Source organism: Aromatoleum sp. (genome assembly GCF_032027225.1).
Lineage (GTDB): Bacteria > Pseudomonadota > Gammaproteobacteria > Burkholderiales > Rhodocyclaceae > Aromatoleum.
The window spans coordinates 69028-85998 of the sequence record NZ_JAVSMM010000006.1; the positions used below are offsets into that span (position 1 = coordinate 69028).

Here is a 16971-nt window from a genome sequence, read left to right on the forward strand (position 1 = left end):
GCGCACTCAGGAGGGAAAAGATGATCATCGTCACCGGCGGCGCCGGCTTCATCGGCAGCAACATCGTGCAGGGCCTGAACGACCGCGGCCAGCGCGACATCCTGGTCGTCGACGACCTGACCGACGGCCGCAAGTGCCTGAACCTCGCCGACGCCGACATCCGCGACTACATGGACAAGGACGATTTCCTGCGCCGCATCGAGGCGAACGAGGACTTCGGCCCGGTCGAAGCGATCTTCCACGAAGGCGCGTGCTCCTCGACGACGGAGTGGGACGGCCGCTTCGTCATGTCGGTGAACTACGAGTACACGAAGTCGCTGCTCGCGTGGGCGCTCGCGCGGCGCGTGCCGTTCCTGTACGCGTCGTCGGCGTCCGTCTACGGCATGGGCCCGACCTTCCGCGAGTCGCGCGAGTTCGAGCGCCCGCTCAACATGTACGCGTACTCGAAGTTCCTCTTCGACTGCCACCTGCGCACGCTCGCGCCGCGAATCGAGAGCCAGGTCGCGGGCCTGCGCTACTTCAACGTCTACGGGCCGCGCGAGCAGCACAAGGGCAGCATGGCGAGCGTCGCCTACCACTTCCACAACCAGCTCAACGAGAGCGGACGGCTACGTCTGTTCGAAGGGGCGGACGGCTACGGCCCGGGCGAGCAGCAGCGCGACTTCATCCACGTCGACGATGTCGTCGCGGTCAATCTGTGGCTGCTCGACAACCCGGGGGTGCGCGGCATCTTCAACGTCGGCACCGGCCGCGCGCAGACCTTCAACGAGGTCGCACGCGCCGCGCTGGCGTGGCACAAGGGCGAAACGGGCGGCGGCGGCATCGACTACATCGCGTTTCCCGAGCACCTCAAGGGCCGCTACCAGAGCTTCACGCAGGCGGACATGACGGCGCTGCGGGAAGCGGGATACGACCGCGAGTTCATGCCGGTCGAAGTCGGCGTGCCGCGGTACATGGAATGGCTGGCGCTGCGCGACTGATGGCGTCCAGCCGCAGGATTCTCGTCGTCGGCCCGTCATGGGTCGGCGACATGGTGATGGCGCAGAGCCTCTTCATGACGCTGAAGGCCGCCGGCCCCTGTGACATCGACGTGCTCGCGCCCGGCTGGTCGCTGCCTATCCTCGAGCGCATGCCCCAGGTGCGGCGCGGCATCGCGATGCCGCTCGGTCACGGAGAGTTTGACCTCGGCACGCGCTGGCGGCTCGGGCGCGAGCTGGCAAAGACGCGCCACGACCAGGCGATCGTGCTGCCGGGGTCGCTGAAATCCGCGCTCGTGCCGTTCTTCGCCCGCATTCCGCAGCGCACCGGTTTCCGCGGCGAGATGCGCTACGGCCTGCTCAACGACATCCGTCCGCTCGACAAGCAGGCGCTGCCTATGACCGTGCAGCGCTTCATCGCGCTCGGGCTGCCGCCGCGCGCGCTGCTGCCGCACCCGCTGCCGCGACCGTGCCTGACGCCCGACCCGGTGAACCAGGCGCGCCTGCGCGAGACGCACCAGCTCGCCTCCGACCGCCCGGCGATCTGCTTCATGCCGGGCGCCGAGTACGGGCCGGCAAAACAGTGGCCGCTGCCGCATTTCGCGACGCTCGCGCGCGAGCTCGTCGCGCGCGGCCATCAGGTCTGGATCCTCGGCTCCGACAAGGACGCACCCGGCGGCGACGAGATCGTGCGCAGCGGCGGCGACGGCATCATCAATCTGTGCGGACGCACGCGGCTCGCCGACGCAGTCGACCTGCTCGCGATGAGCGAGGCCGCGGTGACGAACGACTCCGGACTGATGCACGTCGCCGCCGCGCTCGACCGGCCGCTCGTCGCGATCTACGGTTCGTCGACGCCGGACCACACGCCGCCGCTCGCGGATCGCGTCGTCGTCCGTTACCTGCGCCTCGAATGCTCGCCGTGCTTCGAGCGCGTCTGCCCGCTCGGCCACACCAACTGCCTGAAGGAGATCACCCCGCAGAGCGTGCTGCGCGCGCTCGAGACGCTCGGGCTGGCCGCGCCGCTACGCTGCGTCCGCTCCGCCGGAGCCGTCTGAATGCGCGTGCTCGTCGTCAAGACGTCCTCGCTCGGCGACGTCATTCATACGCTGCCGGCGCTCACCGACGCGACGCAGGCGATCCCCGGCATCCGTTTCGACTGGGTCGTCGAGGAAGCTTTCGCGGAGATTCCCGCGTGGCATCCGGCCGTCGACCGCGTGATCCCGGTCGCGGTCCGGCGCTGGCGCAAGGCGCCGCTGCGCGCGCTGATGAGCGGCGAATGGAGCGGCTTCAAGCGGCAGATCGAGAAAGGCCGCTACGACGCGACGATCGATGCGCAGGGATTGCTGAAGAGCGCGGTCCTGACACGCTACAGCGGCAAACCGGTGCACGGTCTCGACCACAATTCGGCGCGCGAGCCGCTCGCGAGCCGCTTCTACTCCCATCCTCATACAGTCGCGGTCGGACGCCACGCCGTCGACCGCGTGCGCGAACTGTTCGCGAAAGCGCTCGGCTACGCCGTGCCGGACGGACCGGGGGATTACGGGCTGGATCGCCGCCGCATTGCCGGCGCCGACGACCACGACCCGTACCTGCTATTCCTGCACGGCACCACCTGGGTCACGAAGCACTGGCCCGAAATCTACTGGCGCCGGCTGGTCGAGCGCGCGGCGGGCCATGGATGGGCGGTGCGCCTGCCGTGGGGCAACGACGTGGAATTCGAGCGCGCCTGCCGGCTCGCGCGCGACCTGCCGAACGTGACGGTGCTGCCGCGCCTCCGGCTCGAAGGCATCGCGCGCGAGGTCGCGGGCGCGCGCGCCTGCGTCGCGGTCGACACCGGCCTCGGCCATCTCGCTGCGGCGTTCGGTGTGCCGACGCTGTCGCTGTTCGGCGCGACGAACCCCGGTTACACCGGCGCGTGGGGCCCGAACCAGTTCCATCTCGCGTCGAACCTCGCCTGCGCGCCGTGCCTGCAGCGGCAATGCACGCACGTGCCGACGAGCGAGGAACGCGCGCGCTTCGACCTCGTCACCGAACACCCGCTGTGTTTCACGCGGCTCGATCCGGAGCGAGTCTGGACTTCGCTGCAGTCGATCCTCGCGTGCAACAGCCTGCCCGACGCACTCGAAGTGCCGGCCGGCGGCGCCGACGGCTCGCTTGCCGACACGGGGGGCTCACAGCCGCCGCTGATCCGCTCGATGTTCGACCGCAAGGCGAGCGGCTGATGCAGCTTGCGTTCTGCCTGTACAAGTTCTTCCCGTTCGGCGGCCTGCAGCGCGACTTCCTGCGCATCGCGCTCGCCTGCCAGGCGCGCGGCCACGCGATCCGCGTCTACACGCTGCACTGGGAAGGCGACGTTCCGCCCGACTTCGAGGTGATCCGGGTGCCGGTGTGGGCGATCACGAATCCGACGCGCAACGAGAAATTCACCGCCTGGGTGCAGCAGGACCTGGCGCGCCGGCCGGGGGACCGCGTCGTCGGCTTCAACAAGATGCCCGGCCTCGACGTCTATTACGCCGCCGACCCCTGCTTCGAGGACAAGGCGCGCACGCTGCGCAACCCGCTGTACCGCCTGTCGCGCCGCTATCGCCACTTCGCCGCCTACGAGCGCGCGGTGTTCGCACCGGAAGTGCACACCGAGATCCTGATGATCTCGGCAGCCCAGCAGCCGCTCTTCATGCAGCACTACGGCACGCCGGCGCGCCGCTTCCATCTGCTGCCGCCGGGCATCGCGCCCGACCGTCGTGCACCGGCGAACGCCGCGGAGATCCGAGCCGAGTTCCGGCGCGATTTCAAGCTCGGCGAACGCGACCTGCTGCTCGTGCAGATCGGCTCCGGCTTCAAGACGAAAGGGCTGGACCGCAGCCTGAAGGCGCTCGCGTCGCTGCCGGAGCCGCTGAAGCAGCGCACGCGGCTGATCGCAATCGGCCAGGACGATCCGAAGCCCTTTCTCGTGCAGATGCACACGCTCGGGCTGGGCAACCGCGTCAGCATCCTGCAGGGCCGCAACGACATCCCGCGCTTCCTGCTCGGCGCCGACCTGCTGATCCATCCGGCGTACAACGAGAACACCGGTACGGTGCTGCTCGAAGCGCTCGTCGCCGGGCTGCCGGTGCTCGCGAGCGCGGCCTGCGGCTACGCGCATTACATCGAGGATGCGGACGCCGGGCGCGTCGTGCCCGCGCCCTTCGAACAGGCCGCGCTCGACCGGATGCTCTCGCAGATGCTCGCCGACGACGCCGCGCGCGCGAAGTGGAGCGCGAACGGCCTTGTGTTTGCCGACCGCGCGGATCTCTATGGTCTGCCGGAACGCGCGGCCGACATCATCCTGCAGGGACGCGGATGAGCGGGACCGCAGTGCTCGTCGTCGACGAACCCTTCCGCTCGCTGTGGGCGGGGCGCGACCCGTTCGACGCGGTCGAAGCGTTGCGGGGCGAAGTCTTTCGCGAGCTCGAAGGCCGCCGGACGCTACGCGTCGAGATCGACGGCCGCGGCTACTTCGTCAAGATCCACCGGGGCGTGGGCTGGGGCGAGATCGTGAAGAATCTCGCGTCGGCACGCTTGCCGGTGCTCGGCGCGCGCAACGAATGGCGCGCGATCGCGCACCTGACGGGGCTAGGCGTCGCGACGATGAAGGCCGTCGCGTATGGCGAGCGCGGCACGAACCCGGCGAAACAGCATTCCTTCATCGTCACCGAGGAGCTCGCCCCGACGGTGAGCCTCGAGGATTTCTGCCGCGATTGGCCGCGCCGTCCGCCCGCTTTCGCACTGAAGCGGGCGCTGATCGCACGCGTCGCCGACGTCGCCCGCAAGATGCACGGGAGCGGCATGAACCACCGCGACTTCTACATCTGCCACTTCCTGCTGCACCTCGACCCCGCGCCGACGCCGGCGGCGCTGCGATTGTCGCTGATCGACCTGCATCGCGCGCAGATTCGCGCGCGCACGCCACGGCGCTGGCGCGACAAGGATCTCGCGTCGCTGTACTTTTCGGCGCTCGACATCGGCCTCACGCAGCGCGACAAGCTGCGCTTCCTGCGCGGCTATTTCGGGCGTCCGCTGCGCGAAATCCTGCGCGACGAAGCCGCTCTGATCGCACGACTCGAAACCCGCGCGGCCCAGCTGCAGACGCGCTACCTGCGCAAATACGCGCCCGCGGAAGAGCGCCGGTGACGACGACCGCCCCGGCGCTGCGCGAGGCGGGCCGTACGCCGGCGCTACCCTTCACCGTCGCGCTCGACGACGGCCGGCTGCTGACGGTGCACCGCGTACTGCGCCTGCTGCCCGGCAAGCGCATCGTCGGCGACGCGGAGTTAGACGGTCGGCGCGTGGTCGCCAAGCTTTTCATCGCGGGCTGCAGCGCGCGCCACATGCGGCGCGAGCATGAAGGACTCGGGGCGCTCGCGGCCGCCGCACTCCCGACCCCGGCCCTGATCCACGCCGGCCCGCTCGCCGGCGACGGCCACGCGCTGCTGACGGATTACCTCGCGGACGCCGAGAGCCTTGCCGAGCGCTGGGCACTGCACGCGAATCGCCCGCCCGGCGATGCGGATGCGCTCGCGGTGCTCGCACCGGCGTTCGCGATGCTCGGCCGCCTGCACGCCCGCGGCCTGCTCCAACACGACCTCCATCTGGGCAACTTCCTGCAGCAGGACAACCGGCTCTTCGTCATCGACGGTGACGCGGTCGATGCGACTCACGCCGGAAGTCCGCTCTCCGCGGCGGATGCGACCGCGAACCTCGCGCTGCTGGTCGCGCAATTGCCCACCGGTTGGGACGATCAACTGCCCGCCCTCCTCCCCGCCTACCGCGCCGGCTATCCGTCGCTCGATCCCGATCCGTCGCATCTCGCTTCAGAGATCGACCGGCTGCGCGCCGCGCGGCTGAAGGACTATCTCGGCAAGGCGCTGCGCGACTGCACGCTGTTCCGCGTCGAGCAGGACTTCCGCCGCTTCGCCGCCGTCGTCCGCGAGGAAGCCGACACGCTCGCGCCGCTCGTCGCCGAGCCCGACCGCTGGCTCGCGGCCGGAACCTTGCTCAAGGACGGCGGCACCTGCACGGTCGCGCGCGTCGATCTCGGCGGCCGCACACTCGTCGTCAAGCGCTACAACCTGAAGCACGCACGCCATGCGCTGTCGCGGGCGTGGCGCCCGAGCCGCGCATGGCATTCCTGGCTCGAAGGCCATCGGCTGCGCTTTCTCGGCATTCCGACGCCGGCGCCGCTCGCGCTCGTCGAGGCCCGCATCGGGCCGCTGCGCGGTCGCGCTTGGCTGATCACCGAACACTGCCCCGGCCCGAACCTTCTCGAGCACCTCGCGCCGCATGTCGCCTCCGGCCCGCCGCCGGCCGAAGCCGCCGCGCTACGAGCACTGTTCGGCGCGCTGCACCGTCAGCGCATCAGCCACGGCGACATGAAGGCCACGAACCTGTTGTGGCAGGACGGTTCCATCGTCGTCATCGACCTCGACGCGGCCATCCATCATCGCAGCTCCCGGACCTACGCCCGCGCATGGCGTCGGGACCGCGCTCGCTTGCTGCGCAACTGGCCGGCGGACAGCGGGCTGCACCGCTGGCTCGACGACAATCTGTCGTCGGCCTAGGCGCGCGCGGGCTCCGCCGCGCCCCCCGCGTCATCGTGGAACTGCCTCGAGTGCAGCCGCGCGTAATGACCGCCCGCCGCAAGCAGTTCGGCATGTGACCCGCGTTCGACGAGCCGTCCCTGGTCCATCACCATGATCACGTCGGCCTTCTCGATCGTCGACAGCCGGTGCGCAATCACGACCGTCGTGCGCCCGCGCGTCGCGTGATCGAGAGCCGCCTGGATGTGGCGTTCGGATTCGGTGTCGAGCGCGGACGTCGCCTCGTCGAGAATCAGGATCGGCGCGTCCTTCAGCAGCGCGCGTGCGATCGCGAGGCGCTGCCGCTGCCCGCCCGACAGCATCACCCCGTTCTCGCCGATCGGCGTGTCGAAACCCTGCGGCAGCCGATCGATGAATTCCTTCGCGTACGCCGCTTCCGCTGCCGCCTCGATCGCCGCGCGCGGCGCGCCGGCGAGGTCGCCATATGCGATGTTGTTCGCGACCGTGTCGTTGAAGAGTGTCACCTGCTGCGTCACCAGCGCGATGTGCCGGCGCAGGTTGCGCAGCGTGTAGTCCTCGACGTCGACGCCGTCGATCAGGATCTGCCCGCGCTCGTGGTGGTAGAAGCGCGGAATCAGGTTCGCGAGCGTCGACTTGCCGCTGCCCGACCGCCCGACGAGCGCGACCATCTGCCCCGGCTCGACGATGAAGCCGACGCGATCGAGCACGTCGCGCTCGGCGCCCGGGTAGCGGAAGCTCAGCTCGCGCACCTCGATGCGCCCGCTCACCCGCTCGCGCTCGACCGTGCCCCGATCCGCTTCCGGCGCCTCGTCGAGCTGCTCGAAGATGCTCTCGGCGCCGGCGACCCCGCGCTGGATCGTCGAGCTGACCTCGGACAACTGGCGCACCGGTTTCGGCAGCAGGCCCGCCGCAGTGATGTACGCAACGAGATCGCCGGCTGTTGAATCCCCGCGCAGCAACAGCACGAGGAACAGCACGACCGCCATGGCAATGTAAGTCACGAGCTGAAGCGACGGCGTGAACACGGCACCCGTCTTGACCATGCGCAGTTGCTTGCGCGTGTTGTCGGCGCTCGCGACCCGGAAGCGCTCGGATTCGTACGGCTCTCCGCCAAAACTGCGCACGACACGGTAGCCGTGAATTGTCTCGGATGCGACATGCGTGACGTCGCCCATCGCCGTCTGGATCTTCTTCGCCTGCTTGCGGAACTTGCGGCTCGCGTTGCCGACGAGCACGCCGATCACAGGAAGAATCGCGATCATCACCAGCGTGAGCTTCCAGTTCATCCACAGCAGGTAGCCGAACAGGAAAACCGCGGTGAGGCCTTCGCGGATTACGATCTTGATTGCGTCAGTCGCCGCTCCGGTGACCATCGTCACGTTGAACGTGATGCGAGAAATAAGGTGCCCGGAGTTGTGCTCGTCGAAGTAGCGGTTCGGCAGCCGCAGCAAACTATCGAACAGCGCGAGACGCAGGTCGTGCACGAGCCCGAGCGATACTTTCGCAAGGAAGAAGTTGCCGAGATAGGACCCGACGCCCTGCCATGCGGCGATCAACACAATGAGCACGGGCACCGCGTGCATCAGCGGCAGCTCGGCAAAAAACGGGACGCCGGAGAACGGCGTCGCCGTCGGATCGATCAGCCCATCGACGAAGTACTTCAGGACCGCAGCCAACATTGGCTGCGAGGACGCGAAGATGATGTAACCGAGAATGCTGATCGCGAACAGCCCGACATAGGAACGCACGTAGCGCAGCAGGCGGAAGTAGATCGTGAGGCTATGTGCGGCCGTTGCTTCGTCGGGTCGCATGGGCGGTCCGGGCGATAAAACGGGAGATGCTATCATGCGGCCCGAACCTCGCCCTTAACCGCGTCCGCACGTGGACGGCGAAGCCCACCGCGTCACCGATGAAGGTTCGCTTCGCGCACCTCGTCCCGACGCGGGTTTCGGCACGAACACCACCCGGAACCGCGTCCATTGCCTTGCCACCCGATCCCGTAGCACAAAACCCCGCAACCTCGCGTCACCAGGAATCCACATCGAGTGCAGCGAACAAGCTCCTCCGCCCTTCTTCCCCCCCCGCCCGCCGCTGGCGCCGTCGCAGACCTGCTGTCCGGCTACGTGCTGCCGGCCGGGCTCGTCGTCCTACTAACCGGCATGGTCTGGAGCGGCGAGCGCAGTATCTACCACCAGCTCTTCTACGCCCTGATCGCGGCGCCCGCCCTCGTACTCGCGGCAACCCGGCGCGAATTGCTGCCGGCGCTCGCACGCTCGCCGGTATTCGTTGCGTTCGTCGCATTCGCGTCCTACTTCGCGCTGAGCGTCGCGTGGACCGACGCCGAACGCAGCGCCGGCTCGCTTCTGAAGCGCCCCCTCTACGTGCTGATGCTGTTCGTCGCCTGCATCGAGCTCGGCCGCCTGCTGCCGGACCGGCTCGCGCTCGTCGTGCGCGCCGCGGCGTGCGGCGCGGCCGCCAGCGCGACAATACTGCTGGTCGAGCACTTGCGAATGCAGCCTTTCGCGAGCGCGCGGCTCGTCGGTCATGGCGCGCTGATCAATCCGCTGCTGACATCGCACGTGTTCGGCTTCTTCGCGGCGCTGTGGATCGGCCATTGGATCTCAGCGCCACTGCGCTGGACGCCCCTACACCTCTTCGCGGTCGCGCTCCTCGGCGGGCTGATTGTCGCGACCGGATCCCGAACGCCACTCGTCGCGCTCGCAGCGACGGTGTTGTGGCTCGCGGCGCTGGTCCGTGGCCCGCGCGGGCTCATCGCTTGCGCAGCTCTCGTCGCCATCGCCGGCTCGGTCGCACTCGCGTGGCCGGACGTTATCGCCCAGCGGGGCCTGTCCTACCGGCCGCAGATCTGGGCCGACGCCTTGCGCCAGATCTCCGAGCACCCGGTCGTCGGCCACGGCTTCGAGCACCCGCTACGAATTCATGTCGGGGACCTCGGCTACGCGCTGTGGGATCCGCACAACATGACGCTCGGGGTGCTGTATCAGGGCGGCGCCATCGGCCTCGTGCTGTGGGTCGCGCTGTATGGCGCCGCGTTCGTTGCGGCATGGCGTGGGCGAGCGAGCCGCGCCGTCCTCGTCTGTTCGGCGCCGCTCGTCTATGGTCTCGTCGCCGGCATGACCGAAGGCGGTTCCTTCTTGTCGCGCCCGAACGAGCACTGGTTCCTGATCTGGATTCCTCTCGCGCTCGTCGCCGCGTTCACGGTGCGCAGCGAATCGCCGCCCTCTCAGCGCGACGGGCGCGAGAACAGGTAGCGCAGCATCCCGCGCACCGTCTTGCCGTTCCAGCTTCGCAGCGGCAGCTGCGCGAGCAGTTCACGCGCGAGTGCGCGGTCACGATTCGCCGATTTCACGAACATCGAATTCAGGAAGCGCAGCCGGACCTCGTCGTAGCGCGGATCGTCAGCGTAGTCTCGGTAGATCCGCAGGATTGCGTCCGTCATAAAGCGCAGGTTGCGGTAACTGTTCGTGTCGTGCTTCCGGTAGCGCGCGAGCACGTCGCCGAGGACGTCGATGAAATAGCCGGCGTGCGTAATCTTGAGCTCGATGTAGAGGTCTTCGAGGCGAATCGCCGGATCGAAGCCGCCAACCCGCTCGAACGCCTCGCGTCGGATCAACAGCGTCGGCGCGGCGGGGCCCGGTTTGCGCTCGTTGAACATGTCGTCGAAATCGAGCCTGCGGAACGGAAGCTCGCGCGACTGGCGCGCGTCACAGAAAGGCGTGCCGTCGGCGTGGATCAGCTCGATGTTTCCGGCGCAGATGCCGACTTCGGGCTTGTCCGCGAGGTAAGCGGTTTGGATCGCGAGACGCTCGGGGAGCATGATGTCGTCGCTGCCCAACGGCGCGATCAGCTCGCCGCGCGCGCGCGCGACCGCGTCGTTCAGCGTCCGCGTGAGCCCCTTGTTCTCCTGCACGCGAAAATCGAAGCCGTACTCCGCCTGAAGCCGCGCGATGCGCTCTGCGCTGTCGTCGGTCGAGCCGTCGTCGACGACGAGCAGTTCGACGCGCGGGTAGGTCTGCGCAAGCACGCTGCGGATCGCATCCTCGACGTACGGCGCATGGTTGTACGACGAGATGATCACGCTGACGAGCGGTGCCGCACTCATTCGGTGCCCTCCGCGACGCGCGCGAGCGCACCCTCGATGGCGTCGCGGTATGCGCGCCGGTAGCGGCCAATGGCGTGATGTGCGCGCAGATATGCATGTGCGGACGCGCCTTTGTCGACGAGCCCCTCGCGCGGCAGCACGAGATGCTCGGCGAGCGCGTCGGCGAGCGCGACGTCGTCGGCCGGCGGCACGAGCGCACCGCCCGCCCCGGCGACGAGGTCACGCATCGACGGGATATCGGACGCGATCACCGGCAGTCCCGCTGCCATCGCCTCGAGCAGTGCGAGGGGGAACCCCTCCTCGAGCGACGGCATCGCCCACAGGTCGAACGCGCGCAGGAAGCGCAGCGCGTCCGGGACGGTGCCGGGCAGCACAACGCGGTCCTCGATGCCGAGCCTGCGGACTTCGTCGCGTAACTCGCCGGACTGGCGCCCAGCGCCGATCAGCACGAGCACGACATCCGGGAAACGACCCGCCACGCGCGCAAACGCACGGACGAGGTGAAGGTAGCCTTTGACCGGAACCTGCCGGCCGATCGTGCCGACGACACGGGCGTCGGGGGCGATGCCGAGCGTGCGCCGCGCGTCATCGCGCGCGAGCAGCAGATCGGTCGCCTCGTCGATGTCGATCGCGTTCGTGATCGCATGCGCGTTGTGCGGGCCGAGGCCGCAGCGCGCGTCGAGCAGCGCCTGCCGGACCGCCGGCGAGACGCCGACGAAGCGCCAGCGCTCGTCCACCAGCGCGCGCACGTGCAACCGTCGCGAAAGACGGTCGTAGTCGCTGACACCGTGGACGATCGCGATGCATGCTGGAATGCGCAGCCGCTTGTTGAGCAGCAGCATCAGACTAATCGTCTTCCAGCGATTGCAGATTACGACGTCGAAGCGTTCGGTCCGGCAGAAGCGAAAGAGCTCGCGCGCAACGCCGACGCGCGCGCCCTTGAGCTCTGCGTCCGAGAAGCCGAAATGCACTGCGCGCTCGGCCCGGCTAACCGGCCCGCCCGGCTCCGGACGCCCGGCGAGATACGCCGAAACGACTTCGAAGCGCTCCGCGGGCAGACTCAGCACGATCTGCTCGGCGAGGTCGGCGAAGCCGTAGCGCTTGACGTTGTAGTCAGGCTGAAGTTGCAAGACCTTGACGCGGCGAGTCATACGGACGTGATATTCCTTTCTCGTTCGAGGAGTGTTTCGAGCTCTGCGATGATCTGGCCGCAGGTGATGAACGGTCGCCAGATCGAGTCCCGGATTCCGGGCAGGCAGATCTTCGGACACACGACCCTGCTGGGGCCCCACGCCGGGCGCCAGTGGAATTTCTCGTTCGGCTTGCGGTAGATCGTGATCACCGGTACGCCGAGGAACGAGGCGAGGTGTCCGTTGCCGGAATCGTTCGCGATGAGCGCGCCGGATTCGAAGACGTGGGCTGCGAGCGCATCGATCGTGTCGAACCGCGGCGTTTCGAACACGTTGCCCTTCATCGCACGCCAGCGAGCATGATTGGGTGGAGCGACGATGATCTGTGGCTCGTAGCCGCGTCGGCGCAGCGCGTGGCACAGGCGGATGAACCTCGACGGGCTCCATTCCTTCTTTTCCGGCCCCGCGGAATCCGGGCTGACGATGATCCGTCGCGCGTGACGGCCGCGCCGCAAGCCCTCCGGTGGAGAGAGCGGCACGTTTCGGCGCACCTCACGCAAGCCCATCCTTTTCTGCATGTATTCCAATGTGATATCGACGACGCTCTCGGTGGAAAAACTGCGAAAGCGGATCGATCCGCCACTTGCCGCGAGCGCATCGAACGCCGCATAACGCTCCTCGGGAAGCGCGGCCCGAAGCCGCTCACGATGATCGGCGTACCAATCGGGCGGCACCTTCTGACACAGCAGCACCCACTTGTCGCGCGCCGCGGCAAGCGCATCGCCGGTCAGCGTTTCGCGCAGGAAGCGCGGCGGACTCATCAGCACCAGACGGAAGTGGTCGAACGCGTGGGCGAAATCCGCCTCGGGGGGATACGGTTGCACCTTCAGGTGCGGCACCCACTCGCGCAGCTGGTGCGCGACGCGCCCGAACAGTGTGACGTCGAAGCCATTGAGCTGCAGGTTGTCCGCCATCATCACGTAGATGAGGCTATCGCCGAGCGAGTCGAAGGAGACGAGCGCAATCGGATCTTCGGCCACCTTAGGCCCCTCCCGGGCTTGCGCCGACCTGCTCGGACTGCGCTGCGACGCCCGCGGGCCTCAAGCCGAGCTGCACCAGCAACTGGGCGGCGCGCCGCTCCCAGGTGAACTCGCGCAGAAAGCGCTCGTGGCCGCGGCGCGCCACGGCTGCGCGAGCCTCAGGATTCTCGAGATAGAACCTCATCTTGTCGACGAGCTCGGACGAACTCCGGAACATCTCGAGTTCGACGCCGGGCGTGAACAACTCGGCGACCTCGTCGCAATAATCGGTCAGCAGGAATGCACCGGCGGCGAGCGCCTCGAAGATGCGCAGGCTGATCCCGGTCTCTGCGGCGTAGAACGGGGTGCGCGTGATGTTGAGCACGATCTTCGCATCAGCGAAGTGCTGGTGCAGCTGCTCGCCCCAGACGGCGCGATCGGTAATGCGGCGCTTGAGCCCGGGCGAGATCAGCGGATAGTTGCGCTGCCAGCGGTTACCGAACACCGAGACGTGATCGCGGATGTGCTCGAGCAAAAAGATCCGGCGCAGGTCGGAACTGCCGACGAACAGCACGTCGTGCGCCTGCCCGCTCGGTACCGGCATGTCGATCGGACTCGCGCCGAATGGAAAGTACGTCGCATCGAGGCCTCGTGTGTCGCGGAAGAAGCCTGTTGTCACCCGCGAGAACGAGAGAATGCGGTCGTAGATGGGAAGTTCGTTCTCGATGAAGAATACGAACTCGCGCCGCTTGCTGTACAGGTTGCAGCTATCCGTGTCGAACAGCACGAGCGAAAAGCCGAGCTCGCGCTTCAACGCGAGCAGGAACGCCGGGTCGATGAATTTGTAGACGAAGCCGATGACCAGCACGACCGCCGGGGCCTCGCGGCGGATGGCTCGCTCTACCGCCTTACGGGCGAGTCGCGGCAGGTGGAAGAACGAGTCACTGGCGCCGCGATTGACCGCCTTCGTCCACGCCGAGCGCAGCCCGTAGAGCGGGATCTTCGGAAACTCCGCGCCGTCGCGGTACGAAGCAGCTACCCCGAGCGCCTCGCACGCGCGGTGAATCTCCCGACCGAGCGGCACGCCGCCGATCCCATCGAGGATCAGCAGTTTTTCGTTCTTCAACGGCAAGGTCATCCTCGTTTCAAGACCGTTTCGGAAGCCGGACTCGGCCCCGCGCCGACCGCCCCCGCCATCGGCAGCGAAAAGAACCGACGCCGCGCGGCCGCATCGGAAAACTCCGCGAACAGACGCTCGCTGGCGTGCTCGACGCGCAGGGCACGCTGGACGGGTTCCTCGCGCGCGGCCGCGACGAGCAATGCCGCGAGCGCGTCGACGTCGCCGAACGGAAACAGTGCGGTCCGGTCGCCGACGACTTCCGGAGCGCCGCCGCAATCGGTCGCGACGACCGGCACGCCGGCGGCGAGGGCCTCGACGAGTACCATGCCGAACGGCTCGCGGTCGGAGCTCAGCGCAAACAAATCGAACGCCCGGAATGCACGGCGTGCGTCGGGCACCTGCCCGAGGAAGCGGACCTGCGCGCCGATGCCCAGTTCGGCGGCGAGCGACGCGAGCGATGGCGCGAGCCGTCCGGCGCCGACGACCGCGAGCAGCGCCCCGGCGGGCAGCGCCGGGAGCGCCGCGGCGAACGCGCGCAGCAGCGTCGCCTGGTCCTTGTCGGGGTGCAGCCGGCCGACGTTGCCGACGACGAACGCGTCCTGCGGCAGGCCTAGCAACTCGCGCGCCTCCGCGCGCGGCAGCACGGCGTTCCGCACCGCCTCGACGTCGAGCCGATTGTGCAGCGTCTCGATTCGGTCCGCGGGCCAGGACGGCAAATCGTGCCGGATGTCATCGCGCACCGCGTCCGACACGCCGAGCAGCGCGAGGCGCTCACGAAAGAAGCGTGCGAACAGGCGGCGCGAGAGGCGGGCGTAATCACCGAACGCGTGATGGACGCCGATCACCGGCAGGTCGGTCCCGAGGCACGCGACGTACACCGGCTTGAACCGGTGCGCGATCGCGAGCGCGAAATCCCGGCCGGCAGTAATCCGGCGGATCGCGCGGATCGCGCCGAGCTTGAGTCCGCGCACGTCCTTGCCAGAATAGTCGAGGAATACCACCTCGTCCGAGGCCGCCTGTGCGGCGACCGCGTCGTTCGGCGGATCCGTCAGGAAGACGGTCGTGACCTTGTACGGCGTGTCCCGAAACAGCACCGCGTACTGTCGTGCGACGTCGGCAAACGGGCCGTAATGACAGTGGCAGATTTGCAGAATGCGACGCTCACCCAACGGCTTCCTCCGCCCCGGCCTTCACGACCAGCACGTCCTCCATCACCAGATACTGCAGATCCGAGCCGTAGAACATGTTCAGCGCGTCGGTCGGCGAGCAGATCATCGGTTCGCCGCGGCGGTTCAGCGAGGTGTTCAGCACGACGCCGTTGCCGGTGAGTTTCTCGAGTTCCTTCATCAGGTCGTAGTAGCGCGGGTTGTAGTCGCGCTTGAGCACCTGGGCGCGCGACGTGCCGTCCTCGTGCACGACTTCGGGCACCCGCGATTTCCATTCGTCGGCCACTTCGAACGTGAAGGTCATGAACGGCGCCGGATGTTCGGTCTGCAACATCTGCGGGCCGACGGTGTCGAGCATGCTCGGGCAGAACGGCCGCCAGCGCTCGCGGAACTTGATCTGCTCGTTGATGCGGTCAGCGACGCCCGCGGCGCTCGGGCAGCCGAGGATCGAGCGGCCGCCGAGCGCGCGCGGACCGAATTCCATGCGCCCCTGGAACCAGGCGACGGGGTGACCGTCGGCGAGGATCTTCGCGATGCGGGCGGGCACTTCGGTATCGCCGTTATCAATGCGCTCCCACGTCGGCTGCGCCGGATGCTTCGCGCACGCGGCGATGACGTCCTCGTTCGTGTAGCGCGGGCCGAGATAGACGTGCTCCATCTTTTCGACCGCGACGCCGCGCGCGTTCGACACGTAGGACGCCGCACCGAGCGCGGTGCCGGAGTCGCCCGACGCCGGCTGCACGAAGAGTTCGCGCACGTCCGGGCGCGCGATGATCTTCTGGTTCAGCTTCACGTTGAGCGCGCCGCCGCCGGCGAACGCGAGCCGCCCGGTCTCGCGCAGGATGTCGCCGAGGTAGTAGTCGATCATCTGCAGCGCGAGGTCCTCGAACAGCTTCTGCATGCTCGCGGCGTAATGGATGTAGGGCTCGTCGGCGATGTCGCCGGCGCGCTTCGGGCCGAGCCAGTCGACGAACTTCGGCGAGAAGTAGTAGCCCTTGCCGTCTTCCTTGTAGCGGCGGAAGCCGATCACGTTCGCGTACTCGGTATCGACGACGAGTTCCCCGTTCTCAAATTTCGCGAGCCGCGAGAAATCGTACTTGCCGGGGTCGCCGTACGGCGCCATGCCCATGACCTTGTATTCGCCGTCGAGCATCTCGAACCCGAGGTACTCGGTGATCGCGCCGTACAGGCCACCGAGCGAGTCGGGGTCGTAAAACTCCTTGATCTTGTGGATGCGGCCGTTCTCGCCGTAGCCGAAGAAGGTCGTCGCGTACTCGCCCTTGCCGTCGATGCCGAGGATCGCGGTCTTTTCCTTGAAGCCGGAGCAGTGGTACGCGCTCGAGGCGTGCGCGAGGTGATGCTCGACCGGCACGATCTGCGTCTTCTTCAGATCGAAGCCCAATTGCTGCAGGCACCATTCGATGCGGCGCTTGTAGCGGTGGAAGCGCCGGTTGCCGGTCAGGATCGCGTCGAGGCCGCGGTCGGGGGCGTACCAGTAGCGCTTCGCGTAGTGCCAGCGCGCGGGCTCCATGATGCTGATCGGTGCGAACGGGATCGCGACGGCGGTGACGTCGCCCGGCTTGATGCCGGCGAATTCGAGGCAGAACTTCGCCGCCTCGTACGGCATGCGGTTCTTCGCGTGCTTGTCGCGGACAAAGCGCTCTTCTTCGGCCGCCGCGACGAGTTCGCCGTCGATGTACAGCGCGGCGGAAGGGTCATGCGTGAGCGCGCCGGAGAGTCCGAGTATGGTCAGAGCCAAGGGGAAGGCCTCGAGATTTCAGCCGCCGCTCCGGAACGGGAGCGGGCGATGTGAAGACGTAAGAAAGCGCGCAAGTA

Annotated in this window: 14 protein-coding genes; 7 read left to right on the forward strand and 7 right to left on the reverse strand. The window is 67.8% G+C overall.

Annotated features, from left to right (window positions below; genetic code table 11):
- Positions 1–20 precede the first annotated feature (20 nt).
- From rfaD to ROZ37_RS08850, 6 genes are read left to right on the forward strand one after another with little or no spacing between them, the layout of a single operon-like run.
- Entirely contained in the window at positions 21–980 is a 960-nt protein-coding gene (rfaD, locus tag ROZ37_RS08825) for an ADP-glyceromanno-heptose 6-epimerase (protein ID WP_312658942.1), read from the forward strand.
- On the forward strand, positions 959–2035 hold the full coding sequence (gene waaF / locus ROZ37_RS08830; RefSeq protein ID WP_312658943.1) for a lipopolysaccharide heptosyltransferase II: 1077 nt from the start codon (positions 959–961) through the stop codon (positions 2033–2035). The genes rfaD and waaF overlap by 22 nt, the downstream gene beginning before the upstream one ends.
- On the forward strand, positions 2036–3202 hold the full coding sequence (gene waaC, locus ROZ37_RS08835) for a lipopolysaccharide heptosyltransferase I (RefSeq protein WP_312658944.1): 1167 nt from the start codon (positions 2036–2038) through the stop codon (positions 3200–3202).
- Positions 3202–4323 carry a glycosyltransferase family 4 protein gene (locus ROZ37_RS08840; RefSeq protein ID WP_312658945.1) on the forward strand — a complete coding sequence of 374 codons (1122 nt, stop codon included), beginning with the start codon at positions 3202–3204 and terminating at the stop codon, positions 4321–4323. Before waaC ends, ROZ37_RS08840 begins: the two co-directional genes overlap by 1 nt.
- Complete coding sequence (rfaP, locus tag ROZ37_RS08845; RefSeq protein ID WP_312658947.1) at positions 4320–5150, forward strand: lipopolysaccharide core heptose(I) kinase RfaP; 831 nt, start codon at positions 4320–4322, stop codon at positions 5148–5150. Before ROZ37_RS08840 ends, rfaP begins: the two co-directional genes overlap by 4 nt.
- Entirely contained in the window at positions 5147–6577 is a 1431-nt protein-coding gene (locus ROZ37_RS08850) for a lipopolysaccharide kinase InaA family protein (RefSeq protein WP_312658948.1), read from the forward strand. The genes rfaP and ROZ37_RS08850 overlap by 4 nt, the downstream gene beginning before the upstream one ends.
- On the opposite strand, the gene msbA is transcribed toward ROZ37_RS08850, so the two are convergent.
- Positions 6574–8388, reverse strand: a complete 1815-nt coding sequence (msbA, locus tag ROZ37_RS08855; RefSeq protein ID WP_312658949.1) for a lipid A export permease/ATP-binding protein MsbA — start codon at positions 8386–8388, stop codon at positions 6574–6576. The genes ROZ37_RS08850 and msbA overlap by 4 nt on opposite strands.
- A 234-nt stretch (positions 8389–8622) precedes the next feature.
- Between msbA and ROZ37_RS08860 the strand changes: the two genes are divergently transcribed.
- Entirely contained in the window at positions 8623–9849 is a 1227-nt protein-coding gene (locus ROZ37_RS08860; protein ID WP_312658950.1) for an O-antigen ligase family protein, read from the forward strand.
- Here ROZ37_RS08860 and ROZ37_RS08865 read toward each other — a convergent pair.
- From ROZ37_RS08865 to ROZ37_RS08890, 6 genes are read right to left on the reverse strand one after another with little or no spacing between them, the layout of a single operon-like run.
- Positions 9822–10700: a glycosyltransferase gene (locus ROZ37_RS08865; protein ID WP_312658952.1), complete on the reverse strand. Its 879-nt coding sequence runs from the start codon at positions 10698–10700 to the stop codon at positions 9822–9824. The two genes, ROZ37_RS08860 and ROZ37_RS08865, sit on opposite strands and share 28 nt — an antisense overlap.
- Entirely contained in the window at positions 10697–11851 is a 1155-nt protein-coding gene (locus tag ROZ37_RS08870; protein ID WP_312658953.1) for a glycosyltransferase, read from the reverse strand. Before ROZ37_RS08870 ends, ROZ37_RS08865 begins: the two co-directional genes overlap by 4 nt.
- The gene (locus tag ROZ37_RS08875) at positions 11848–12870 is read right to left on the reverse strand and encodes a glycosyltransferase family 9 protein (protein ID WP_312658954.1); all 1023 of its coding nucleotides are present in this window, start codon (positions 12868–12870) and stop codon (positions 11848–11850) included. The genes ROZ37_RS08870 and ROZ37_RS08875 overlap by 4 nt, the downstream gene beginning before the upstream one ends.
- 1 nt (position 12871) lies before the next feature.
- Positions 12872–13975, reverse strand: a complete 1104-nt coding sequence (locus ROZ37_RS08880) for a glycosyltransferase (protein ID WP_312658955.1) — start codon at positions 13973–13975, stop codon at positions 12872–12874.
- An 8-nt stretch (positions 13976–13983) separates the two neighbouring features.
- Positions 13984–15138, reverse strand: a complete 1155-nt coding sequence (locus ROZ37_RS08885; protein WP_312658956.1) for a glycosyltransferase — start codon at positions 15136–15138, stop codon at positions 13984–13986.
- Positions 15131–16894, reverse strand: a complete 1764-nt coding sequence (locus ROZ37_RS08890) for a carbamoyltransferase (protein ID WP_312658957.1) — start codon at positions 16892–16894, stop codon at positions 15131–15133. The genes ROZ37_RS08885 and ROZ37_RS08890 overlap by 8 nt, the downstream gene beginning before the upstream one ends.
- Positions 16895–16971 lie beyond the last annotated feature (77 nt).

Coding starts and splice junctions, on each gene's coding strand:
- rfaD (WP_312658942.1), top strand. CDS start 21: ATGATCATCGTCACCGGCGGCGCCGGCTTCATCGGCAGCAACATCGTG.
- waaF (WP_312658943.1), top strand. CDS start 959: ATGGCTGGCGCTGCGCGACTGATGGCGTCCAGCCGCAGGATTCTCGTC.
- waaC (WP_312658944.1), top strand. CDS start 2,036: ATGCGCGTGCTCGTCGTCAAGACGTCCTCGCTCGGCGACGTCATTCAT.
- ROZ37_RS08840 (WP_312658945.1), top strand. CDS start 3,202: ATGCAGCTTGCGTTCTGCCTGTACAAGTTCTTCCCGTTCGGCGGCCTG.
- rfaP (WP_312658947.1), top strand. CDS start 4,320: ATGAGCGGGACCGCAGTGCTCGTCGTCGACGAACCCTTCCGCTCGCTG.
- msbA (WP_312658949.1), bottom strand. CDS start 8,388: ATGCGACCCGACGAAGCAACGGCCGCACATAGCCTCACGATCTACTTC.
- ROZ37_RS08865 (WP_312658952.1), bottom strand. CDS start 10,700: ATGAGTGCGGCACCGCTCGTCAGCGTGATCATCTCGTCGTACAACCAT.
- ROZ37_RS08870 (WP_312658953.1), bottom strand. CDS start 11,851: ATGACTCGCCGCGTCAAGGTCTTGCAACTTCAGCCTGACTACAACGTC.